Origin of the sequence: Falsiroseomonas algicola (assembly GCF_011040385.1) — a bacterium.
In the GTDB taxonomy this organism is placed as follows: domain Bacteria; phylum Pseudomonadota; class Alphaproteobacteria; order Acetobacterales; family Acetobacteraceae; genus Falsiroseomonas; species Falsiroseomonas algicola.
On sequence record NZ_JAAIKB010000005.1, the window covers coordinates 14,237 to 37,146 of the forward strand.

Consider the following 22,910-nt stretch of genomic DNA (forward strand, 5'->3'; position numbering starts at 1 on the left):
GCATCGCATGCTTCCTCCAATCGATAAGACGATTGGAGGAAACGCATGGTCACGAGACGCCTCTTGATGGGCGCGGCGGGCGCCTGCGCGCTGCCGCTGCCGCTTCTGGCCCAGGCCGCCTACCCCACCCGCCCCGTCTCCCTGCTGGTGGGCTTCGCGCCCGGCGGCGGCACGGACATCATCGCCCGCCTGCTGCAGCCCGCGCTGAGCGAGGAATTCGGCCAGCCCATCGCGATCGAGAACCGCGCGGGCGGGTCGGGCACCATCGCGGCGACGCAGAATGCGCGCGGGCGGCCGGATGGCTACCAGATGCTGATGACGACGGTCAGCGCCAGCGCCGTGGTGCCGCCGACGATGAACCCGCCGCCCTTCGACATCATCAATGACCAGACGGCGGTGGTGCTGGCGGGCACGGTGCCGCTGGTGGCGGTGGTGCCGCTGACCTCCCCCGCGCAGAATTTCCGCCAGTTCCTGGACCATGCGAAGGCCAATCCGGGGAAGCTGAACTACGCCTCCTCCGGCATCGCGACGCAGCAGCACCTGGCGAGCGAGTTGCTGAGCTTCGCCGCCGGGCTGTCCATGCAGCACATCCCCTTCCGCGGCACCGGCCAGGCGGTGAACGAGATCCTGGCCGGGCGCATCGACATCGCGATCGACACGCTGCCGACCTACCTGCCGCATATCCGCGCCGGACGCGTGCGCGCCCTGGCGACGACGCTGCCGGACCGGGTGCCGACGCTGCCGGATGTGCCGACGGTGGCCGAGCACGGCTTCCCCGGCTTCGATTCCGCCGTCTGGTACATGGTGATGGGCCCGCCCGGGCTGCCGGATGCAATCGCGCAGCGCTGGGTGGCGGCGGTGAACAAGGCGCTGGCGGAGCCGGCGCTGCGGCAGCGGGTGATGGAGGCGGGCTTCATCCCGGGCGGCGGGTCGAGCGCCGATGCGGCGGCGCTGCTGCGGCGGGATGCGGCGAAATATGCGCAGCTGATCCGGCAGGCGAATATCAAGTTCGAGTAGGCTGCCCGGGGGAAACGCCGTTTCCCCCGTACCCCCTTTGCCAGGGCCGAGCCGGCCCTGGACCGTCTTCAGTCGCCCGCGGCGATGCCGTCGCGGCGCGGGTCGGCGGCGCCTTCCAGCGTGCCATCGGGCAGGCGGCGGATGACCTGCAGGCCGGTGTTCATCACCACGGCGCGGGGCGCGTGGCCGAGCGTGGTCAGCGCGGGCGCCAGGGCCTCGAGCGGCGTGCCGCGCTCGATCTCCTCCACCCCGTTCTGTGCGCCGATACGGGGGCGCGCGGTGGCACGCTCGGCATCGGCGCCGAAGGCCAGGATCTCCACCAGCGCGGCCGCGACGGCATCGGGGATGCGCGCGCCACCACCGGCGCCAAGCACCACCATCGGTCGGCCATCCGCGCCCATCACCATGGTCGGCGCCATGGTCGTGACGGGGCGCTTGCCAGGCTCCAGCCGGTTCTGCGCCGGCGCCTCCGCCGTGCCGGGGCTGGTCGCGAAATTCGTCATGCCGTTGTTCAGCGTGACGCCCATCGCCGTAAGCTCGGCGCCGAAATTCAGGTTGTTGGTGGTGGTGAGGGAGACGGCGTTGCCGCTGGCATCGACGATGACGACCTGCGTCGTCGCGGCCTCCGCCCAGGGATCGCTTTCCGCCGGCAGGGCGCCGCGCTGGTCGGGCGGCGTGCCGGGCGCGACCTGCGCCATGGCGCGGTCGATGCTGGCGAGCGCGGCGCGGTCATCGATGTAGCCGGCATCGACCAGCCCGCGCGTCGGCACCGCGACCCGGTCGGGATCGCCGATCCAGCGGCGACGGTCGGCGGTGGCGAGGCGGCTCGCCTCGAGGAACAGATGCGCGGCCTCCGCACTGTCCCGCCCCTGGCGCGCGATGCCGAGGCGCTCCGCGATGCCCAGCGTCTGCAGCACGGCGACGCCGCCCGACGACGGCGGGGCGGCCGTGCAGACCTGGTGCGCGAAGGCCGTCATGCAGATCGGCTCCCGCTCCACCGCGCGATAGGCGCGGAGGTCGTCGAGGGTGATCCAGCCGGGGACGGCATGGGCCTGCGTCGCCTCCACCAGCGCCTGGCCGATCGGGCCGCCATGGATGGCGGCGGGGCCGAGCGTCGCCAGCAGGCGCAGCGCCTCCGCCTGGTCCGGGTTGCGGAAGGGCGCGCCGGCGGCAAGCGGCTCGCCGGCGGCGTCGAAATAGAGGGCGCGCAGCGCGGGCACGCGGCGGAGTTCGGCGGCACGGGCGCGAATGACCTGCGCCAGGTAGGGCGGCAGGGGGAAGCCCTGCTCGGCTAGCGCGATGGCGGGGGCGATGAGCTCCGCCCAGTGCAGGCGGCCATGCGCTTCCCGCGCCAGAGCGAGGGCGGCGATGGCGCCGGGCACCGCGACCGATCGGCCGGAGCGCGCGACGGTGGCGGGGCCGACACCGCCCGCGGTCAGGCGGTCCGCGCTGGCGGCGGGGGCGCTGGCGATGCCCTCGTAGAAGCGGAGGCGGCGCTGGCCTTCGTCCCAGACCAGCACGAAGGCGCCGCCGAGCAGCCCGCTGGCATGCGGCTCGGCGACGGAGAGCACGGCCTGCGCCGTGACGGCGGCATCGATGGCGGTGCCGCCGGCGCGGAGGGTGGCGAGCGCCGCTTCCGTCGCATGCGGGCTGGCGGTGGCGACCATCTGGCGCGGGGCCCTCGCGGGCTCCGCGAAGGCGGGCGTTGTTGCCAGCAGCAGGGCGGCGAGAAGGCGGCGCATGGCGTCAGTTCCTCCGGCTGAGGACTTCCTTGTTCACGACGATATCGGGGTCGAGCGTGCCGGCGAAGCAGGCGAGGCAGGCCTCGGCCGCATCCATCGCCATCCGCGCCAGGCCTTCCGCCGTGCTGGCGGCGACGTGGGGGGTGAAGATCAGGTTGGGCGCGGTCAGCAGGGGGATCGCGGTCTCCACGGGCTCGTCGTGGAAGACGTCGATCCCCGCGGCGCCGAGATGGCCGGAACGCAGCGCGGCGTCGAGCGCCGCTTCATCGACGAGGGTTCCGCGGGCGGTGTTGATGAAGAGGGCGCCCTTCTTCATGCGGGCCAGGAGGGCACCGTTCACCATGTGACGGGTGGAGGCGTCGGAGGGGCAGTGGATGGTGACGATGTCGGCCTCGGCGGCGGCTTCCATCACGTCGTCCACGGGGATGAAGCCGAGGCCGCGGATGCTGCCCTTGCCGATGTTGGGGTCTCGCACCAGCACCCGCATCCCGAAGGCGGCGCAGAGCTTCGCGACGCGCGTGCCGATGCGCCCGAAGCCCACCACCAGCACGGTCTTGCCGGCCAGGTCGAAGGTAGGGAGGTTCGCCTGGCCGCCCCAGACGGGCTTGGTCTGGCGGAGGTTGGCGTCGTAGCCGGAAAGCTGGCGCGCGCAGGCCAGCATGAGCATCAGCGCGTGCTCGGCGACGGAGACGGCGTTGGCTTCGGGCGTGATGGTCAGCGGGATGTTGCGTTCCGTCAGCGCGGGCACGTCCACCGCATCGTAGCCCACGCCGTGGCGGGCGAGGATGCGCAGGTTGGTGCAGTGGGCCAGGAAGGGCCGGTCGATGCGGATGGTGCGGACGATCAGGGCATCCGCCTTCGGCAGGTTCCGCGCCAGGCTTTCCGGCGAGATGTCCATCAGGACTTCGACGGTCACGCCCTCGGTCGCGCGCATCTTCTCGATGGCCGCTTCATGGATCGGTCTTACGCAGATGACGTGCGGCATTGACGGGTCTCATTTGAAAAGCCCCCTCCGCTGGAAGGGGGGTTGGGCGCACTGCGCCCAACGGTGGGTGAGGGGGTGACGCCTAGAGTTGATGGTGCGCTGCCGGCCCCAGGATCGCTTCCCGGAACCTGGCCGCGAGGTAGGCGCCTTCCCGCGGCGGCAGCTTGAGCGGCAGGTTGGCCGCGTCGATCTTGATGACGGCGACGAGCGGCGCCGTGGCGGCGTGGATCGCCTCTCGCAGTGGCGCTATGCCGTCCGGCGTCGTGATGGTGCGTGCATCGGCGATCCCCGCGCCGCGGGCGATGGCGGCGAGGTCCACGCCGTGTTTCGTCGCCGTCTCCTGCCCGCCGGTCTCGCCGTAATGTTCGTTGTCCAGCACGACGATGGCGAGGTTGGGCGGCTGCTTGGTGGCGATGGTGGCGAGTGCGCCGAGGCCCATCAGCGCCTCCCCATCCCCGGTGATGACCAGCACGCGGCGGCTGGGCTGGGCGAGGGCCAGGCCGAGCCCCATCACCGCCGCGCCGCCCATTCCGCCCCAGAGGGGCAGGTTGTTCGGGCAGTCGCCGGCCGCGGTGATGTCCCAGGCGGGGGCGCCGAGGCCCGCGATGACGAGGAGGTCGCCGCGATCCGCCAGCAGGGCGTTGACGACGGCGCGGCGGTCGAGCTTGCCGGAGGGTGCGAGCATGGCCCTCATTCTCCCCCCTCGGCCTTCCCGAAGGTCTTGGCGCCGATCAGGCGCTGGCCGAGCAGCGTCGCGGTCGGTCGGTAGGTGTTGAAGGCCATGCGGATGGTGGCGTCCACGCAGGCTTCCACGTCGCCCGGCACGTCGGCGCGGCGGACCAGCGTGCCCATGGCTTCCAGCACCGTCTGGGTGGCATTGCCCATGGGCACCTGGGCCGGGTTGAACTCCCCATAGTCGCCGCGCATGGTCACGATCATCGGCATCGGCGTGCGATGCAGGATGGGCAGGGACAGCATGTTGATGCAGTTGCCCACGCCCGAGGATTGCATCAGCAGCACGCCCTTCACGCCGCCCATCCAGGCGCCGGAGAGCAGCGCGATGCCTTCCTCCTCCGTCGTCAGCGTCACGACGGTGATCTCGTTGTCGGCCAGGCAGCGCCGGATGAGGCGCGAATGCCCGGCATCCGGCACCAGGGCCACCTGGGTGATGTTCTGGGCCTTGAGCACGGCGTAGATGCGGTCCGGCCACTCGGCCGCCGCATCGGGGCGCATTTCCAGCGCGTCGCGATCCATCTGCTTCCTCCGTCGTGGGGGCAGGATCGGGGGTGGAATTGGTGTTGGCAAGCCGGGCCGCCCGGTGCCATGTGACCGCAGCGGTTCAGGGATGCGGGGCGGCATGGGATTCGCACAGATCGTCGGCGGCACGCGCCACGTTTTCCCCGATCTTCGCCGGCTGCTGGCCTGCGCGACGCCCTTCCGGTCCGGCGATGCGCTGGCCGGGGTCGCGGCCGAATCAGCCGCGCAGCGGGTGGCGGCGCAGCGGGCGCTGGCGGATCTGCCGCTGCGCCATTTCCTCGATGAAGCGGTGGTGCCCTATGAGGATGACGAGGTCACGCGGCTGATCCTCGATGGGCATGATGCGGCCGCTTTCGCGCCGGTGGCGCACCTGACGGTCGGTGGCTTCCGGGACTGGCTGCTGGCCGAGGCCGATCCCGCGTCGATCACCGCTCTGGCGCCGGGCCTGACGCCAGAGATGGTGGCGGGACTCACGAAGATCTGCCGGCTGCAGGATCTGGTCGCCATCGCGGCCAAGTGCCGCGTCACCACGCGCTTCCGCAACACGCTCGGCCTGCCGGGGACGCTGTCGATCCGCCTGCAGCCGAACGACCCGGTGGATGACCCCAAGGGCATCGCCGCGCAGGTGCTGGACGGGCTGCTGCTGGGGGCGGGCGATGCCGTGATCGGCGTAAACCCGGCGACCGACAACGTCGACAACCTCTGCCGCGTGCTGGGCCTGCTGGATGCGGTGCGGGACCGCTACGCCATCCCGACGCAGACCTGCGTGCTGGCGCATGTGACGACGACGATGCTGGCGATGGAGCGCGGTGCGCCGGTGGACCTCGTGTTCCAGTCCATCGGCGGCACGCAGGGGCTCAACACATCCTTCGGCGTGTCGCTGTCGCTGCTGCGGGAAGCGCATGAGGCGGCGCTGGCGCTGAAGCGGGGCACGGTCGGCGATAACGTCATGTATTTCGAGACCGGGCAGGGCAGCGCTCTGTCCGCCAATGCGCATCACGGCGTGGACCAGCAGACGCTGGAGGTGCGGGCCTATGCGGTGGCACGGGAATTCCGGCCGCTGCTGGTGAACTCCGTCGTCGGCTTCATCGGCCCCGAATACCTCTATGACGGCAAGCAGATCATCCGCGCGGGGCTGGAGGATCACTGCGCCGGCAAGCTGCTCGGCCTGCCGATGGGGGTCGATGTCTGCTACACCAACCATGCGGAGGCCGACCAGGACGACATGGATGCGCTGCTGACGCTGCTGGGCGTCGCCGGCGTGACCTATGTGATGGGCGTGCCGGGGGCGGACGACACGATGCTGGCCTACCAGTCCACGTCGTTCCATGACGGGCTCTATGCCCGCGCGGCGCTCGGCAAGAAGCCCGCGCCGGAATTCGCGGCCTGGCTGGAACGGATGGGCCTGGCGGAACGCACGCCGGAAGCGCTGCCCGCGCCGATGACCGTGGCGGGGCTGCTGTGAGCGCGCCGGTGCTCTGGCGCGACCTGCGCCGCTTCACCAGCGCGCGGGTCGGGCTCGGGCGCGTGGGGCATGCGCTGCCGACGGCGGCGCATCTCGATTTCCAGGAAGCGCATGCGCAGGCGCGGGATGCGGTGTGGTCGGCGCTCGACGTGCCCGCCTTGCAGGCCGTGCTGCCGGGGGCGCGGGTGGTGGCCTCCGCGGCGCCGGACCGTCGGTCCTACCTGCTGCGGCCGGACCTCGGGCGGCGGCTGGCGGAAGGCACGGTGCTGGAGGCGCAGCCCGGCTGCTTCGCGATCGTGGTGGCGGACGGACTCTGTGCCAGCGGGGTTCAGGCGCAGGCGGCGCCGCTGCTGGCGGCGCTCATCCCCGGGCTGGAGCGCGCGGGCTGGGCGGTGGCGCCGCCCGTCATCGCAACGCAGGCGCGCGTCGCGATCGGTGACGATATCGGCCAGGCGCTGGGTGCCGCGATGGTGGCGGTGCTGATCGGGGAGAGGCCGGGCCTCTCCTCGCTGGACAGCATGGGCATCTACCTGACCCATGCGCCGCGCCGTGGCCGCAACGACGCGGAGCGCAACTGCATCAGCAACATCCGTCCGGGCGGCATTTCCGTCACCGATGCGGCGGCGAAGCTGCTCTGGCTGGTGGCGGCGGCCCGGCGCCTGGGGCTGACAGGGGTCGGGCTCAAGGACGAACAGCCGGCGCTCCTGGAAGGCGAGGCACCAACGCTACTCACGTAGACCTGGGGAAGGCGCTGCCTTCCCCAGACCCCATCCGCCAGGAGGCAGAGCCCCCTGGACCATCGTCAATCAGCCCGGCAGGTGCACCGCCAGCCACAGCGCGGCCTCGCTGGTCCAGGCCACGCGGTGGCGGCAATGGGCGGGCAGCACGGCCCAGTCGCCGGCCACCATCCGGCGTTCGCTGCCATCGTCGAAGGCGAGGCCGGCCTCGCCCGAGACCAGCAGCACGAATTCGGTGCTGGGCTGGTCGTACCAGAAGCCCTCCGGGCTGGCGGCGCGGCGGCTGGCGATACGCTGCACCGTGACGCCCTTCTCCGCCAGCAGGGTGGCGATGGCCTCGCCACCCTCCCGCGCCGCGGCACCGGCGCCGAGTGCGCCGAAGCGGGGGTTGGGGTTCACGCGGCCAGCGCCGCTTCCACCGCGCGCGCCACGCTGAACAGCTTCGCATCGCCCATGTGTTCCCCCATCAGCATGAAGCCGACCGGCGCCTCGCCAGGCCGGTGGCAGGGGATCGAAATGCCGCAGCGGTCGAGGAAGTTGCCGACCGTGGTGTTGCGCAGCAGCAGCATGTTGATGCGGCCATACTCGGCCTCGTCCTCCACTTCCGCGATCGCGGGCGGGATCAGCGGGCAGGTCGGCATCACCACGGCATCGAAGCCGGCGGTAGCCTTGGCGAAGGCGGCGATGATGCGGGCGCGTTCCTGCATCAGCAGGATGTAGTCGGCCGCCGTCATCTTCGCGCCGTTCCGGATGCGCCCCAGGATGCGCGGATCGTAGCGATGGCCCTCGCGCTCGATCAGGTCGCGGTGCCAGGCATAGGCCTCGCTGGCCGCGAAGGTGCCGCGGGCATGCGCCTTCGGGATGTCGGCGAGTTCCGGCACGTCGAGCGTCGTGATGCGCGCGCCGGCGGCGGAGAGGGCGGAGAGGGCCCGCTCGAAGGCGGCCGTCACGCCGGCATCCCAGTTCTCCGTGACATAGCCCTGCAGCACGCCGAACCGGAGCCCGGCCACGCCCATCGGCGCGATCGGTGCAGCCGCCTCCGCGCCCGCCATGAAGCCATCGACGATGGCGCAGCATTCGACGGAGCGGGCGAGGGGGCCGAGGCTGTCGAGGGAGAAGGAAAGGGGCAGCGTGCCCTCCAGCGTCACGCGCTTCGCCGTCGGCTTCCAGCCGACGATGCCGCAGAGCGCCGCCGGGATGCGGCAGGACCCGCCGGTATCGGAACCGAGGCCGGCGAAGCCCATGCCATCGGCCGTCGCGACGGCGGCGCCGGAGGAGGAGCCGCCGGGCAGCCGCCCCGTCGCGCGGTCCCAGGGACTGCGCGGCGTGCCGTAATGCGGGTTCACGCCGAGCCCGGAGAAGGCGAACTCCACCATGGTGGTGCGCCCCAGCACCACGAAGCCCGCGCGCTGCAGCCGCGCGACGGGGGGTGCGGTGGCGCTGGCCGGTGCCGCGCCATCCAGCGCGACGGATCCGCCGCGCGTGACCTGCCCGGCCTCATCATACAGATCCTTGATGCTGATCGGGATGCCGGCGAAGGGGCTGGGGGGACGGCCGGCCTGGCGCAGCGCATCCATGGCATCGGCATTCGCGCGGGCCTGGTCGGCCTGCACCACCATGAAGGCGCGGGCACCCTCGCCGGCGGGGTCGCCGATTCGGGCCAGCGCCTCCTCCACCAGGGCCCGCGAGGTGGTGCGGCCCGAGGCCAGGGCGGAGGCGGCCTCGGCGATGGTGGGGAAGGACATGCTGGCGAGATCCCGCTGAGTGGCGGCGGGATGCTGCGCAGGACGGCCCGCTTCCGCAACCCTCGCTGCGGGCGGGCAGGCGATCAGCGGTGGTCCTTGGCCTCGCCCTGGTCATTCGCCGGCGGGACGGCCAGGATGAGCTGGACGGCCCAGGGATACAGAAGAAAGCCCACGGCGGCAGCGGGTACCAGCGGCACCTCGTTGTCCTCGGCTTCCTCGATCTCGTCTTCCCGGTCCATGCTCGGTCCTCCACCCACGCGACAACAGCGCGCGAAGGGGGGCAACCGTTCCCTCACAATCCGCGGGGCGGCGCATTTGACAAGCCGCGGCCGGGCGGTTGTATGATGTCATATAAGCCGGTGGAGCATCCGCCGGATCGGGAAGGAGACGGGACGAATGATCCGGAAGACTGTGTCGCGCGCGGTGCGCGCGGTGGCCGTGGCGGCCGCGGTGCTGCTGCCCTTCGCCCCCGGCGCGGGCAGCGCCCAGGAATGGCGCGGCTGGAACATCCATGCGGCCGATTATCCGAATGGCCGCGGCCTCGACCGCTTCGCGGAGCTGGTGGGGAGCCGCAGCAACAACCGCATGCGGCTGCGCACCTATCACAGCGCGCAGCTCGGCCAGCAGGATGAGGCGATCCAGCAGATGCGGCTGGGCTCAATCGACTTCGCCAACTTCAACCTGAGCCCCTTCAACAACCTGGCCCCCTCCACCAACGTCGTCACGCTGCCCTTCCTGTTCCGGGACGTGGCGCACAGCCATGCCGCGATCGATGGCGTGGCGGGGCAGGAGATCGCCCGCGACCTGGAGCAGATCGGGATCATCGCGCTCTCCTGGTTCGATGCGGGGGCGCGCAGCCTCTACACCACGCGCCCCGTCCGCACGCCGGCCGACCTCCGCGGCATGAAGATCCGCGTGCAGACCTCCGACCTCTGGATCGACCTGATGCGGGCGCTGGGCGCGAACCCGACGCCGCTGCCGTTCGGCGAGGTCTTTACCAGCCTGCAATCCGGCGTGATCGACGGGGCGGAGAACAACTGGCCGTCCTATGAAAGCACGCGCCACTTCGAGGTCGCCCGCTTCTACACCACCACCGAGCACAGCAACGTGCCGGAGGTGCTGGCCGTATCCCAGCAGCGCTGGCGCCGCCTGAACGATGCGGAGCGCAACATCCTCCGCGACGCGGCGCGCGAAGCGGCGACGCTGCAGCGGCAGCTCTGGGCGGAGCGCGAGGTGGCCTCCCGCCAGCGGGTCGTGGCGGCCGGTGCCACCGTCATCGAGATCCAGGACCGCTCGCCCTGGTCCGCCCTGATGGCCCCGGTCTATGAGAAGTACACGGGCGGCAATGCGCGCCTGTCCGGCCTGGTGCAGCAGATCCGCGCTCTGCGCTGACCGTCCCTGGGGGGCGTCCTCGGGCGTCCCCCTTTCTCGTCGTTCTTCTGGCAGGACGCGCGCCCATGGCGATGTTCACCCGTGCCCTCGACCTCTTCTCGCGGCTGGTCATCGTCATCGCCGGCGCCGCGCTGGTGGGCCTCGTCGCGATGATGGGGTGGCTGGTCTTCGGCCGCTACGTGCTGAACGACACGCCGACCTGGATCGAGCGCGCGGCGACGCTCTCCATCCTCTGCATCGCGCTGCCGGTGGCGGCCGTCGGGGTGCGGGAGCGTTTCCACCTCTCGGTGCTCGGGTTCCGGGAAGCGCTGCCGATCGGCATCCAGCGCTGGATCGCGGTGGGCTGCGACGCGCTGGTCGGCGCCTTCGGCTTCGCCATGGCCTGGTATTCCCAGGAACTCGTCGACATGGTCTGGAACTTCAGGATTCCGCTGCTCGGCATCAGCCAGGGCTGGACCTATGTGCCGCTGCAGGTCTGCGGCGGCCTCATCACCCTTTTCGCCATCGAGCAGGTGCTGCTCGACATCCTCAGCAAGGATGGCCCCGAACAGCGCGGCGTGAAGGCCGCCTTCCTGGAGTAGCCCCGCGTGGAATTCGGCCTGTTCCTGATCTTCGCGGTCTTCGTCGTCGGCGTCGTCGCCGGCGTGCCGGTGGCCTTCGTGCTCGGCATCGCGGCCCTGGTCGGCTTCATCTATGAGGGCATCAACCCCGCCGTCGCCTTCCAGCAGATGGCGAGCGGCATGAGCATCTTCGCCCTGCTGGCCATTCCCTTCTTCGTCTTCGCCGGGGAGTTGATGCTGCATGGCGGCATCGCGCGGCGGCTGGTGGCGCTGGCCTCGGCCGCGGTCGGGTGGATGCGGGGCGGGCTCGGCATGGTCGATGTCTCCACCTCCATGCTCTTCGGCGGCATCTCGGGCTCCGCGGTCGCGGATACCTCCGCCACCGGCGTCATCCTGATCCCGGCCATGAAGGCCAAGGGGTATGGGGTGGATTACGCGGTGTCGCTGACCGTCACCTCCTCCATCGCCGGCATCCTGATCCCGCCCAGCCACAACATGATCCTCTACAGCCTGGCGGCGGGGGGCGGCATCTCCGTCACCGCGCTGTTCATCGCGGGCATCGTGCCGGGGCTGCTGATGTGCGGCTTCCTCGCCATCGCGGCCTATGTGATGGCGGTGCGGCGCGGCTATCCGGCGGAGCCCTGGGCGGGCTTCAAGCATCTGGCCCTGAAGTTCCTGGATGCGCTGCCCGGCCTCTTCACCGCCATCATCATCCTGGGCGGCGTGCTGTCCGGCATCTTCACCGTGACGGAAAGCGCCGCCTTCGGCACCATCTGGGCGCTGCTGGTCACCATCATCGTCTATCGCAACCTGAGCTGGGAGAGCTTCAAGGTCGCGGTGGCGGCCGCGGTGCGCACCTCCGCCGTGGTGTTCCTGCTGGTCGGCACGGCGACGGCCTTCGCCTACCTCCTGGCGCTCTACCGCCTGCCGGATCTGCTGACGGAGGGGATGCTGGCCATCAGCGACAACCCCGTCGTCATCATGCTGCTGATCAATGTCTGCCTGCTGCTGCTGGGCTGCGTGATGGACATGGCGGCGCTGATCCTGATCACCACGCCGATCTTCCTGCCCGTCGTCGTCGCGATCGGGATCGATCCGGTCCAGTTCGGCATGATCATGATGATGAATCTCGGCCTCGGCCTGACCACGCCGCCGGTCGGTGCCGTGCTCTTCGTGGGCTGCGCCATCGGCCGCATCCGGATCGAGGAGGTGATGCGGACGATCTGGCCCTTCTACGGCGCCATCCTGGCCGCGCTGCTGCTGACCACCTACTGGCCCGCCGTGTCGCTGACCCTGCCGCGGCTGCTGCTGGGCTACGAGGGGTAGGGCCGTGTCCTTCCAGCTGGTCGCCGACCTGCGGGCCAGTGTCGGCGAAAGCCCGGTCTGGGATGCGCGGCGCGGCGTGCTGTGGATGGTGGACATCCTGGCCCGCGACGTCATCCGCTTCGACCCCACCGATGGCGCCATGCGCCGCATCCCGGTGCCGGAGGTCTGCGGCAGCCTCGCCCTGTGCCGCTCCGGCACGCTGCTGGTGGCACAGCGCGCGAGCGTGGTGCGCCTCGACCCCGAGACCGGCGCCATCGCCGCCTTCGCGACCATGCCGGAGGAGCCCGCCCATAACCGCCTGAATGACGGCAAGGTGGGGCCGGATGGCTGCTACTGGGTCGGCAGCATGGACGACCGGTCGGAGAAGGGGCCGACCGGCATCCTCTGGCGCGTGCGGCCCGATGGGGTGGTGGAGCGGCGGCGGGACGGCCTCGTCGTCTCCAACGGCCTGGCCTGGAGCCCGGATGGCCGGCGCATCTGGCATTCCGACAGCCGCCGCGCCGTGCTCGACATCGCGGATTTCGACCCCGCCACCGGCGCCATCGGCGAGTGGCGGCGGGTGATCCAGCTGGATGAGGCGACGGGCCGCCCGGATGGCGCGGCGATGGATGCGGAAGGCCACTACTGGTCCGCCGGCGTCTCCGCCGGCCGGATCAACGTGATCAGCGCGGAGGGCGTCATCCTGCGCCACCTGCCCTTCCCGGTGCCGGCGCCGACCATGCCCTGCTTCGCCGGACCCGATCTCCGCACCCTCTTCGTCACCAGCCTCCGCGCCGGCAAGGACGAGGCGACGCTCGCCGCGCATCCCGGGCTCGGCGGGCTGTTCCGGGGCGAGGGGTTGGGACAAGGTGCGCCCGTGACCGACTTCGCGGACTGAGGAAACCCATTCATGACCAAGCCCATCCTGCTGACCGGCGCTTCCGGCAACCTTGGCCGCATGCTGGCGAAGGAACTCTCCGCCGCGGGCCACACGCTGCGCCTGACCGACATCGCGCCCTTCCCGGACCCGCTGCCCGCCAATTGCAGCTTCACCCGCATCGACCTGAACGAGGGCATGGGCATCCTGCGCCTGGCGGAGGGCTGCGGCACCATCCTCCACTTCGGCGGCATCGCGACGGAGCATCCCTTCGAGGTGGTGCTGGGCCCGAACCTGCGCGGCCTCTACCACATCTATGAGGCGGCCCGGCGGGAAGGGGCGCGCGTCGTCTTCGCCTCCTCCAACCACTCCATCGGCTTCCACACGCGCCCGACCGGGAACGCCGAGCGGCTCGACCTCGACTGCGCCTTCCGGCCGGATGGCTTCTACGGGCTCTCCAAGGCCTATGGGGAGCTGATGGGGCGGATGTACTGGGACAAGCATGGCGTGGAGAACGTCAATGTCCGCATCGGATCCTGCTTCCCCAAGCCCACCAACAAGCGGATGCTCTCCACCTGGCTGAGCTACGCCGACCTCGCGCGGATGATGAAGGCCATCATCGGCGCGGAGCGCGTGGGCCATGCCGTGATCTGGGGTGCCTCCAACAACCCCGAGACCTTCTGGGGCAAGGACCACCGCGACCGCATCGGCTGGAAGCCGGAGGACAGCGCGGAGGATTACCGCGCGGAGGTCGGGCACATCGTCTCCGACGACCCGGTGGAGGAACGCTACCAGGGCGGCAGCTACACCTCCGACGGCTATACGCGGAAGGGTGGCTTCTCCCCGCGCGACCAGTTCGACCTCGACTGATGATCCTGGCAGCGGGCGATTGGCGGGCGGAGCTGGTGCCGGAGGCGGGCGTCGCCTTCCGGTCGCTGACCTTGGCGGGGCGGGATGTGCTGCGGCGCATCCCCGACGGCGCCGACCCGAACAACGGCTTCCACGGCGCCTTCATCATGGCGCCCTGGACCAACCGGCTGGAGGATGGGCGGATCGTGGTCGGCGGCGTGGAGCACCGCATGCCGATCAACCGCCCGACCGAGGGCAACGCGCTGCACGGCTTCATCCGCGACCTCGCCTGGTCCGTGGAGCAGCAGGATTCATCGCGCGCCACCTTCGGCTGCGCGCTGGACCATGCGCCCTTCCGCTGCAGCGCGAGCCTGTCCGTGGCGCTGTCCGATGCTGGGCTGGCGCTGTCGCTGGCCCTGACGAATACGGGCGATGCGCCGACGCCGATGGGCATGGGCTGGCATCCCTGGTTCGCGCGCCCCGCCGGCACGCGGCTCCGCTTCCACGCCACCACCATCTTCGGCCGCGACGCCAGAAGCATCTCCTCCGGCGCACGGCCGAGCGCGGGGCTGAACGGCGACGACGCCGTGCTGCTCGGGCTCGACACGCATTTCGCGGGCTGGGATGGCGCGGCCACCATCACCTGGCCGGACGGCACCGCCATCACCATGCGCGCCGCCGGCGACTGGGCGCGAAACCTGCAGGTCTTCGCGCCGCGTGGCGGCGACGTGCTCTGCGTGGAGCCCGTCAGCCATGTGCCGGATGCGGTGAACCGCCCCGCGAATGCCGCGCATGGTGCGATGCATCTGCTGTCGCCGGGCGCGTCGCTCGACGCCTCACTGATGATTCATCGCGCCTGAGGGCGCGACGCACGCTTTTCGTGCATCCGCGTTCCAACACGCGGGAACAATCGCCGCGTCGTGACGTTCGCCTTCGCAACCCGATGCGTCGCGCATTGTGGCGCGCAGCATGGCGTGCATCGTGGAGGGAGCGGACTTCATGGCGAGCACCGCGCAGCGGACGGACCCCGCACTCTGGGAAAAGGTGAAGCGCCGCGTGATGCGCGGCGACAAGGGTGGCGATCCCGGTGAATGGTCGGCGCGCAAGGCGCAGTTGGCCGTCGCCGAATACAAGAAGGAAGGCGGCGGCTATGTCGGCGGCAGGAAGGCCGACAACAGCCTGGCGCGCTGGACCAAGGAGGATTGGGGCACGGCGTCGGGCAAGCCTTCGGGCGAGACCGGCGAACGCTACCTGCCCAAGGCCGCGCGGAAGCGCCTGACCAAGGACGAGGTCGCGCGCAGCACGGCGAAGAAGCGCGCCGACACCAAGGCGGGGAAGCAGTTCTCCGCCCAGCCGAAGGACGTGGCGCGCAAGGCCGCCACAGCGCGGAAGGCGGCGTCGCGATGAGCAGCGAAGCCGATGTCGCGCGGGATTTCCGCCGCCTCGTGAATCTCTCCGCCGAGGAGCTGCGCGACTGGCTCGGCACGGCGGAGAGCAGGGAGGCGGGCTGGACGCAGGAGGGGGAGCAGGAATCCGTCGGCCATCAATCCGGCCGCTGGATCTTGTCTTTCCTGGAGAGCGGCGCATCCGAACCGGATGAGGCGGATGCGGGGCAGATGCGCCGGGTGGTGGGCTACATCCACCGCCACCTCGCGCAGCGGCCCAAGGGCGACGTCAGCGACACGCGCTGGCGCCACAGCCTGATGAACTGGGGGCACGACCCCCTCAAGGAGGATCGACGCATGAGCGACGAGATGAACCAGGCGAACGAGGCCGAGGACATGCCGGCGGAGCCGATGCCCGCGCCGGCGGAGGAGAAGCCGAAGCGCCGGCGGGCGGCGACGCCCCGCAAGGCAGCCGATGGCGAGGCCAAGCCGGCGCCGCGACGCGCGACGAAGGCCGCTTCCGGCAGCACCGCCAAGGCAGCGCCGAAGCGGGGCGCGGCGGGTCGCACGGCGGCGGCGGCGAAGGGCGGGCGCAGCAGCACGGGCACGGCCCGCAAGGCGGCGTCCTCCTCCACCCGCTCCACCCGCAAGGCCGCCGGTGACGGCGCGGCCAAGGCGGCACCGAAGCGCGCCACCAAGGCCACCGCAAGCCGCAGCGCGGCGGGTCGCACGGCGGCGGCGGCGAAGGGCGGGCGCAGCAGCACGGGCACGACCCGCAAGGCGGCGTCCACCACCACCCGCAAGGCGGCGACGAAGGCGCCGGCCAAGCGCGCCAGCGCGACCGGCACGCGCAAGGCGGCGTCCGGCACCACCCGCAAGGCCAGCGGCACGGCGCGCAAGGCGACGATGAGCCGGTCGGAGGCGGCGTCCAAGGCTGGCAGCGCGCGCACGCCGAAGAAGGCCGCGGCGGCGCGGGCGAATGGCGCCAAGGGCGGCGCCGCCCGCGCCAAGGCGGCGACCACCCGCCGCGCCAGCACGGCCAAGGCCGCGCCGAAGGCCGCTGCCAAGACGACCCGCGCGAAGAGCACGGCCGCCAAGTCCGGCCCGCCCAAGGCCGCGCCGAAGCGGGGCGCGGCCGGCCGCACGTCTGCCGCCGCCAAGGGCGGGCGCAGCAGCGGCGGCAGCAGCCGCGCCAGCCGGGCCTGACCTGATGCGGCGGGGGCTCTGGTCCCCGCCGCATGCCGAACCCTCACCCCCAAAGCCTGACCCAATGGGTCCCCCCCTCCCCAAGCGGCGGGTGCTGGGCAAGACTGCGGCGCATGGGAAGCGCCATCATCCTCGGGGCCGGAATCATGGGCCTGTCCACCGCCTGGGCGCTTGCCCGGGCGGGGTGGTCCGTGCAGGTGGTGGAGCAGGATGGGGTGCCGAATCCGCGCGGCTCCTCCGTCGATGACCATCGCCTGATCCGCCACGCCTATGGCGCCGCCGCGGGCTACATGCGGATGATCGACCCCGCCTACGCCGCCTGGGACCTGCTCTTCGCCGAAGCGGGCGAACGCCCCTATGTGGCCACCGGCGTGCTGGCGCTGGCGAATGCCCCGGGCGGCTGGCTGGCCGACAGCCGCGCCACGCTGCGGGGCGACGGGCATGCGGTGACGGAGTTGACGGGCGCCGAGGTCGCCGCCCGCTACCCCTACCTCTCCGGCGACGGCATCGCGGCAGCCTTTCACCTGCCGACCGGCGGCGTGCTGCTGGCCCGGCGGATCGTGGAATTGCTGGCGGCGCGGCTGGCCGCCCGCGGCGTGCCGATCCAGCGCGGCCAGGCGGTGGCGGTGGATCCCGCCCGGGGCGCGCTGACCCTGGCGGATGGCACGCGCATGGAAGCCGACCTGCTGGTCGTGGCCGCCGGCCCCTGGGCGCCGCGCCTGCTGCCCGCGCTCGCCGCCCGTGTGCGCCCGACGCGCCAGATCATCGTCCGCCTGGCGCCACCGACCGAACACGCGGAAGGCTGGGCCCGCGCCCCCATGCTGCTCGACCTGGCGGAGGATGGCGGCTTCTACGCCGTGCCGCCGGTGGCGGGCACGCCGCTCAAGATCGGTGACCACCGCTTCGCCCCGCATGGCGATCCCGAGGAACCGCGGGAGGCGACGGCGGCCGAGGCCGAGGAGATCCTGGCCTATGCCCGTCACCGCATCCGCGGCTTGGCGGAATACCGCGTGTTGTCCGCCGCCGCCTGCTACTACGACGTGGAGCCGCAGGAGCGCTTCGTCGTGGAACGCCTCGGCGCCCGGGCCTTCGTGATGTCCGGCTTCTCCGGCCACGGCTTCAAGTTCGGCGCGCTGCTTGGCCTGGCGATGGCGCGCGCGGCGGGTGACGAAAGCCTGGGCCGGGCCATATCCGCCTGGGCGGCCGGCGATGCGCCGCCGCCGCCGGGCCTCCTTGCCGACCTGCCTCAGGAAATCACCGCATGACGCTGCCCTCCGCTGCAGACGACCTGATCCTCGGCCTGACGCGCGTGGTGGACCTGCCCGGGCTGACGGCGGCCGCCGGCGCGCCCCTGGCGGCGGAGGATATCGCCGCGCTCATCGAGGAAGCCGCCCGCTTCACGCGGGAGCAGATGGCGCCGGGCTGGCAGGAGGCGGACCGCCACGGCGCCCACTACGCCAATGGCACCGTCACCACGCCCCCGCACTACAAGGCATTGATGAAAGCCTGGATCGAGAGCGGGTGGCAGGGTGTCGCGGCGCCGGAGGCGCATGGCGGGCAGGGGCTGCCGCATGCCGTCTGGGTGGCGGTGACGGAACTCGCCTCCGCCGCCGACATGGCCTTCTTCCTCGGCCCGGTGCTGACGACCGGCGCCATCGACCTGCTGCTCGGCCATGGCACGCCGGACCAGCAGGCGCGCTTCCTGCCGAAGCTCGTCACCGGCGAGTGGAACGGCACCATGTGCCTGACGGAGCCGCAGGCGGGCAGCGACCTGGCTGCGCTCCGCACCCGCGCGGAACCCCTCGGTGACGGGCGGTATGCCCTGCACGGACAGAAGATCTACATCACCTGGGGCGAGCACGACACGACGGAGAACATCCTCCACCTCGTCCTCGCCCGCCTGCCCGGCGCGGCGGAAGGCAGCCGGGGCATCTCCCTGTTCGCGGCCCCGAAGGTGCTCCCCGACGGCACCCGCAACGCGCTCCGCTGCGGCGGCATCGAGCGGAAGATGGGCATCCACGCCTCCCCCACCTGCATCATGCTGTTCGAGGGGGCGGAGGCGGAGCTGGTGGGCGAGCCGGGCAGGGGCCTCAACGCCATGTTCGCCATGATGAACGCCGCGCGGCTTGCCGTCGGCGTGCAGGGGGTGGCCGCCGGCGCGCGGGCGCTGGAACTGGCGGAGAAATACGCCGCCGACCGCACCCAGTCCGGCCGCCCCATCGCGCGCCACGCCGATGTCGCCCGCATGCTGGCGGAGATGCGCGCCACGACGCTCGCGGCCCGCCTGCTGGCGCTGGAAGCCGCCGCCTCGCTCGACCGGCACCACCTGCTGGGGGATGAGGCCGGGCAGGTGCGCCTGGCGCTCCTGACCCCCATCGTGAAGGCCTGGAGCACCGACCGCGGCGTGGAGAATGCCAGCCTCGGCGTCCAGGTGCATGGCGGCATGGGCTTCGTGGAGGATACCGGCGCCGCCCAGGTGCTGCGCGATGTCCGCATCACCCCGATCTATGAGGGCACGAACGGCATCCAGGCGATCGACCTGCTGGTCCGCAAGGTCGCCAAGGATGGCGGCGCCGCGATGCGCGGCCTGCTGGCGGAGGTGGCCGCCGCCGATCCCCGCCTGGCCGGCGCCGCCTCGCGGCTCGATGCCGCCACGGGGCTGATGCTGGACCTGCAGTCGCGGGACCCCGAGGCCGCGCAGGGCCTGGCGACCGCCTATCTCGATGCCTGCGGCTGGGTGCTGGGGGGCTGGATGCTGGCCCGGGCCGCCGCCGCGGCGCCGGATCGTGCGGCGCTGGCGGCCTTCTACCTCGGCCGACTGCTGCCGCGGGCGGAAGCCCGGTGCCTGGAAATAGAGCAAGGGGCGCTGGTGCCCATCCCTGCGGTGCTGTAACCGCTTGTCCATGCCCCTTGCAGCCCCCGGGGTCGGACGCATCTGCTGCCCACCGCCATGACCGCTCCCCTCTCCTCCCCCGCCCTCCACAGACCCCGGCCGAAGGTGGCCATCATCGGCGCGGGGCCAGGCGGCCTCGCCGCCGCCATGATGCTCGCGGCCTCCGGCGCCCGCGTCACGGTGTTCGAAAAGGACAACGTGGTCGGCGGGCGCACCCGCACCCTGGCGACCGATCAGGGATACAAGTTCGACCTCGGGCCGACCTTCTTCCTCTACCCCCGCATCCTGAAGGAGATCTTCAGCCGCTGCGGCGCCGATCTCGAACAGGAGATCGACATGCGGCGGCTGGAGCCGCAATACCGGCTGATCTTCGAACAGGGCGGCAGCACCACCCAGATCGAGGCCAGCGCCGACATGGCGCGGATGGAAGCGGCGATCGCCGGCATCTCGCCGAAGGACGCCAAGGGGCTGCGGCCCTTCATGGAGGAGAACCGCGCCAAGCTCGCGGCCTTCCGCCCGGTTCTGGAACGCGCCTTCTCCACCGCCGCCGACATGATCCGGCCGGACATGATCAAGGCGCTGCCGCTGATGAAGCCCTGGTCCACGGTGGACCGTGACCTGGCGCGCCACTTCAGCGACCCGCGCGTACGCCTCGCCTTCTCCTTCCAGACCAAGTACCTGGGCATGAGCCCGTTCAAATGCCCGGCGCTCTTCACCATCCTGTCCTTCCTGGAATACGAGCACGGCATCTTCCACCCCATCGGCGGCTGCGGCGCGGTCTCTGTCGCCATGGCGAAGGTGGCGGAGCGCCTCGGCGCCGAGATCCGGCTGAACGCGCCCGTGGAGCGCATCGGCTTCGAAGGCCGCCGCGCCAAGGGGGTGGAGATCGGTGGCGTGCGGCATGACGCGGACGCGGTCGTCGTGAACGCCGATTTCGCCCACGCCATCCCGCGGCTGATCCCGGATCACCTCCGCAAGGGCTGGAAGGACCGGAAGATCGGGCAGGCCAAGTATTCCTGCTCCACCTTCATGCTCTATCTCGGGCTGGACCGGGAACTGCCGGAACTCGCCCACCACAACGTCCTGCTCTCCGAGGGCTACCAGGAGAACATCGCCCAGATCGAACGGGGCGATATCCCGGAAGTCCCCTCGCTCTACGTGCAGCACGCCGGCGCCACGGACCCGACCATGGCCCCCAAGGGCCACTCGGCGCTCTACGTCCTGGTGCCCGTGCCGAACCTCATCAAGCAGCCGGACTGGCCCGCCCAGGCCGCACGTTACCGGGAGATCGCGCTCGACCGCCTCAAGGTCCTCGGCCTGCCGGACCTGCGGCCCCACATCAAGTACGAACGCATCGTCGCCCCCCAGGACTGGGAGAGCGACTTCGCGGTCGGCTTCGGCGCCACCTTCAACCTCTCCCACGAACTGCCGCAGATGCTGCTGTTCCGCCCGGGCAACCGCTTCCGGGACGTGGAAGGCGTCTACCTCGTCGGCGGCGGCACCCACCCGGGCAGCGGCCTGCCCGTCATCTACGAAGGGGCCCGCATCACGACGGGGCTGATGGCGCAGGACCTCGGCCTCGCCAGCGCGCCCAGCCGCCCCACGGCCGGCGGCGACTTCGCGGCCGCCACGCCGGCCGCCGCCTACGGGCCGGATCGGTAGGCGGGTTTCGCGGGCGGTTCGCGGGGGCGCTGCCCCCGCACCCCCGCCGGGGGGCGTGGCGCCCCCCGGGCCCCGCCGGATTTCAACGCTGGCCAGGGAGGGGGCCTGAAGCCCCCTCCCTGGCCAGCGTTCAATACCTGAGGTCCAGGAGGCCGCTGCCTCCTGGCAGGGGGTGCAGGGGGACAGCGTCCCCCTGCGAATCACCCCGCAAACACGCTACGAATAGAGGCACGGAGGTGCGTTCGCATGGCTGATCGGGTGGTGGTGGTCGGGGGTGGCCTGGGAGGCCTCGCGGCGGCGGCGGTGGCGGCGGCGCGCGGGCACAAGGTCACGCTGCTCGACAAGAACCCTTGGCTGGGTGGCAAGGCGGCTGTGTTGAGCCTGTCGGCGCCGGATGGCAGTGGTGATTTCCGGTTCGACATGGGGCCGACCATCCTGACGGTGCCGCGCGTGTTGCGCCGGATCTATGCGGAGGCGGGGCTCGACCAGGCGAAGGAGTTGCCGCTGATCCGGCTGGATCCGCAGTGGCGGTGTTTCTTCGAGGATGGGACGCAGATCGACCTGATGGCCGATGTCGCGACCATGCAGGCGCAGATCGAAAAGTTCGCGCCCGGGCGCGGGCTGGGCGAGGGTTATCGGAAGTTCCAGGAGGAGAGCCGCCACCTGCATGGTGTCTCCGAAAAGTTCTTCTTCTGGCGCCCGGTGGAGGGTGTGACCGACACCATCGACATGAAGGCCAACCTCAACCCGAACACCATCCGGGACGTGTTGAGCCTGAAGATGGGCCAGACCGCGGCCAAGGTGATCCGCGGCCATGTGCCGGATGAGCGCCTGGCCCAGATGCTGGACCATTACTGCCAGTATATCGGCTCCTCGCCCTATCTGGCGCCGGCGGTGGTGTGCTCGATCGGCGACATGCAGGCGAGCGAGGGCGTCTGGTATCCCGTCGGCGGCACGCGCGCGGTGGCGGAGGGCTTGGCGAAGCTGGCCGCGAGCCTCGGCGCCGATCTGCGCCCGAATTCCGAGGTCACCGGCTTCGACATCGAGAATGGCGCCATCAAGGGCGTGCGCGTGGGGTCGGAGCGGATTGCCTGCGATGCCGTCATCTCCAACATGGATGCCATCCGGACCTACAAGGAACTGGTCGGCGGCGATGTCGGCCGGAAATACGAGAAGAAGGGGTTCGAGCCCGCCTGCAGCGGCGTCGTGCTCTATCTCGGCCTGAAGAAGCGCTACGACCACCTGGCGCATCACTGCTTCGTCTTCTCCAGGGATGCGGAGGAGGAGTTCGACAGCATCTACAAGAAGGGCGAGCCCGCGCCCGATCCCACGGCCTATCTGGCGGCCACGTCGTGCAGCGACGACACCACGGCGCCGGCGGGGGGGGAGGCGCTGTATGTGCTGGTCCACACGCCGCATCTGCGCCCGCATCATGACTGGTCCAAGATGCTGCCGAAGTACCGGCAGACCATCCTCGACAAGCTGAAGCGCACGGCGGGGATGGAGGATATCGAGGAGCGGATCGTGGTGGAGAGCCAGCTGACGCCGGTCGATATCCACAACCGCTACAAGGTGCTGGACGGCGCGATCTACGGGCTTGCCAGCCATGGCAGCTTCACCGGCGCCTTCAAGCCGGGCAACCGCAGCAAGGCGGTGAAGGGGCTCTACCTCTGCGGCGGTGCCGCGCATCCGGGGCCGGGCATGCCGATGGTGATGATGTCCGGCTGGATCGCCGCCGATGCGCTGGACCGCGACCGTGGCGGCCGTGGCATGAGCGAGGCGGCGCGGCAGGCCGGGCGGCGCGATTCCGAAATCGCCGCGGCGGCGGAATAG

The 22,910-nt window shown here is 71.3% G+C and carries 22 protein-coding genes; 15 read left to right on the top strand and 7 right to left on the bottom strand.

All coding sequences use genetic code 11. The features are described from left to right. The first annotated feature begins 45 nt into the window (after window positions 1–45). Window positions 46–1,017 (top strand): Bug family tripartite tricarboxylate transporter substrate binding protein, encoded by a 972-nt coding sequence (locus G3576_RS13645; protein ID WP_164694972.1) that lies wholly within the window; start codon window positions 46–48, stop codon window positions 1,015–1,017. Between the two features lie 68 nt (window positions 1,018–1,085). On the opposite strand, the gene G3576_RS13650 is transcribed toward G3576_RS13645, so the two are convergent. The 4 genes from G3576_RS13650 to G3576_RS13665 form a co-directional block, all read right to left on the bottom strand. Next, window positions 1,086–2,759 (bottom strand): gamma-glutamyltransferase family protein, encoded by a 1,674-nt coding sequence (locus tag G3576_RS13650; protein WP_164694973.1) that lies wholly within the window; start codon window positions 2,757–2,759, stop codon window positions 1,086–1,088. A gap of 4 nt (window positions 2,760–2,763) precedes the next feature. Beyond that, a complete protein-coding gene (locus tag G3576_RS13655) occupies window positions 2,764–3,744 on the bottom strand; it encodes a hydroxyacid dehydrogenase (protein ID WP_164694974.1) in 981 nt (326 codons plus the stop codon). An 82-nt stretch (window positions 3,745–3,826) separates the two neighbouring features. Next, the gene (locus G3576_RS13660; protein WP_164694975.1) at window positions 3,827–4,429 is read right to left on the bottom strand and encodes a thiamine pyrophosphate-dependent enzyme; all 603 of its coding nucleotides are present in this window, start codon (window positions 4,427–4,429) and stop codon (window positions 3,827–3,829) included. Window positions 4,430–4,434: 5 nt separating this feature from the next. Beyond that, window positions 4,435–4,998: a phosphonopyruvate decarboxylase gene (locus G3576_RS13665; protein ID WP_235951919.1), complete on the bottom strand. Its 564-nt coding sequence runs from the start codon at window positions 4,996–4,998 to the stop codon at window positions 4,435–4,437. A 103-nt stretch (window positions 4,999–5,101) separates the two neighbouring features. On the opposite strand from G3576_RS13665, the gene G3576_RS13670 reads away from it, so the two are divergent. Together G3576_RS13670 and eutC are read left to right on the top strand one after the other, a co-directional pair. After that, window positions 5,102–6,466 carry an ethanolamine ammonia-lyase subunit EutB gene (locus tag G3576_RS13670; protein ID WP_164694976.1) on the top strand — a complete coding sequence of 455 codons (1,365 nt, stop codon included), beginning with the start codon at window positions 5,102–5,104 and terminating at the stop codon, window positions 6,464–6,466. Then, a complete protein-coding gene (eutC, locus tag G3576_RS13675; RefSeq protein ID WP_164694977.1) occupies window positions 6,463–7,203 on the top strand; it encodes an ethanolamine ammonia-lyase subunit EutC in 741 nt (246 codons plus the stop codon). Before G3576_RS13670 ends, eutC begins: the two co-directional genes overlap by 4 nt. Before the next feature lie 69 nt (window positions 7,204–7,272). Here eutC and G3576_RS13680 read toward each other — a convergent pair whose 3' ends face one another. The 3 genes from G3576_RS13680 to G3576_RS13690 form a co-directional block, all read right to left on the bottom strand. Then, window positions 7,273–7,602 carry a cupin domain-containing protein gene (locus G3576_RS13680; protein ID WP_164694978.1) on the bottom strand — a complete coding sequence of 110 codons (330 nt, stop codon included), beginning with the start codon at window positions 7,600–7,602 and terminating at the stop codon, window positions 7,273–7,275. Continuing rightward, window positions 7,599–8,948, bottom strand: coding sequence for an amidase (locus G3576_RS13685; protein ID WP_164694979.1), 1,350 nt, complete (start codon window positions 8,946–8,948; stop codon window positions 7,599–7,601). Before G3576_RS13685 ends, G3576_RS13680 begins: the two co-directional genes overlap by 4 nt. Before the next feature lie 83 nt (window positions 8,949–9,031). Beyond that, window positions 9,032–9,187 carry a hypothetical protein gene (locus G3576_RS13690; RefSeq protein ID WP_164694980.1) on the bottom strand — a complete coding sequence of 52 codons (156 nt, stop codon included), beginning with the start codon at window positions 9,185–9,187 and terminating at the stop codon, window positions 9,032–9,034. A 157-nt stretch (window positions 9,188–9,344) separates the two neighbouring features. On the opposite strand from G3576_RS13690, the gene G3576_RS13695 reads away from it, so the two are divergent. From G3576_RS13695 to G3576_RS13750, 12 genes are all read left to right on the top strand, one after another. Next, complete coding sequence (locus G3576_RS13695; protein ID WP_164694981.1) at window positions 9,345–10,340, top strand: TRAP transporter substrate-binding protein; 996 nt, start codon at window positions 9,345–9,347, stop codon at window positions 10,338–10,340. A 65-nt stretch (window positions 10,341–10,405) separates the two neighbouring features. Further along, window positions 10,406–10,921, top strand: coding sequence for a TRAP transporter small permease (locus G3576_RS13700; protein ID WP_164694982.1), 516 nt, complete (start codon window positions 10,406–10,408; stop codon window positions 10,919–10,921). A 6-nt stretch (window positions 10,922–10,927) separates the two neighbouring features. Beyond that, window positions 10,928–12,226: a TRAP transporter large permease gene (locus tag G3576_RS13705; RefSeq protein ID WP_164694983.1), complete on the top strand. Its 1,299-nt coding sequence runs from the start codon at window positions 10,928–10,930 to the stop codon at window positions 12,224–12,226. Window positions 12,227–12,230: 4 nt separating this feature from the next. After that, window positions 12,231–13,103: an SMP-30/gluconolactonase/LRE family protein gene (locus tag G3576_RS13710; RefSeq protein ID WP_328729091.1), complete on the top strand. Its 873-nt coding sequence runs from the start codon at window positions 12,231–12,233 to the stop codon at window positions 13,101–13,103. Window positions 13,104–13,115: 12 nt separating this feature from the next. Continuing rightward, window positions 13,116–13,952 carry an NAD-dependent epimerase/dehydratase family protein gene (locus G3576_RS13715; RefSeq protein WP_164694984.1) on the top strand — a complete coding sequence of 279 codons (837 nt, stop codon included), beginning with the start codon at window positions 13,116–13,118 and terminating at the stop codon, window positions 13,950–13,952. Then, entirely contained in the window at window positions 13,952–14,791 is an 840-nt protein-coding gene (locus G3576_RS13720) for an aldose 1-epimerase (RefSeq protein ID WP_164694985.1), read from the top strand. Before G3576_RS13715 ends, G3576_RS13720 begins: the two co-directional genes overlap by 1 nt. A 139-nt stretch (window positions 14,792–14,930) precedes the next feature. Then, the gene (locus tag G3576_RS13725; RefSeq protein ID WP_207622823.1) at window positions 14,931–15,338 is read left to right on the top strand and encodes a DUF5872 domain-containing protein; all 408 of its coding nucleotides are present in this window, start codon (window positions 14,931–14,933) and stop codon (window positions 15,336–15,338) included. After that, complete coding sequence (locus G3576_RS31735) at window positions 15,335–16,522, top strand: DUF3140 domain-containing protein (protein ID WP_164694986.1); 1,188 nt, start codon at window positions 15,335–15,337, stop codon at window positions 16,520–16,522. The genes G3576_RS13725 and G3576_RS31735 overlap by 4 nt, the downstream gene beginning before the upstream one ends. Before the next feature lie 113 nt (window positions 16,523–16,635). Further along, on the top strand, window positions 16,636–17,787 hold the full coding sequence (locus G3576_RS13735) for an FAD-dependent oxidoreductase (RefSeq protein WP_164694987.1): 1,152 nt from the start codon (window positions 16,636–16,638) through the stop codon (window positions 17,785–17,787). After that, the gene (locus G3576_RS13740) at window positions 17,784–19,415 is read left to right on the top strand and encodes an acyl-CoA dehydrogenase family protein (protein WP_164694988.1); all 1,632 of its coding nucleotides are present in this window, start codon (window positions 17,784–17,786) and stop codon (window positions 19,413–19,415) included. The genes G3576_RS13735 and G3576_RS13740 overlap by 4 nt, the downstream gene beginning before the upstream one ends. Before the next feature lie 57 nt (window positions 19,416–19,472). Continuing rightward, window positions 19,473–21,077, top strand: coding sequence for a phytoene desaturase family protein (gene crtI / locus G3576_RS13745; protein ID WP_164694989.1), 1,605 nt, complete (start codon window positions 19,473–19,475; stop codon window positions 21,075–21,077). Between the two features lie 246 nt (window positions 21,078–21,323). Beyond that, a complete protein-coding gene (locus tag G3576_RS13750; RefSeq protein ID WP_164694990.1) occupies window positions 21,324–22,910 on the top strand; it encodes a phytoene desaturase family protein in 1,587 nt (528 codons plus the stop codon).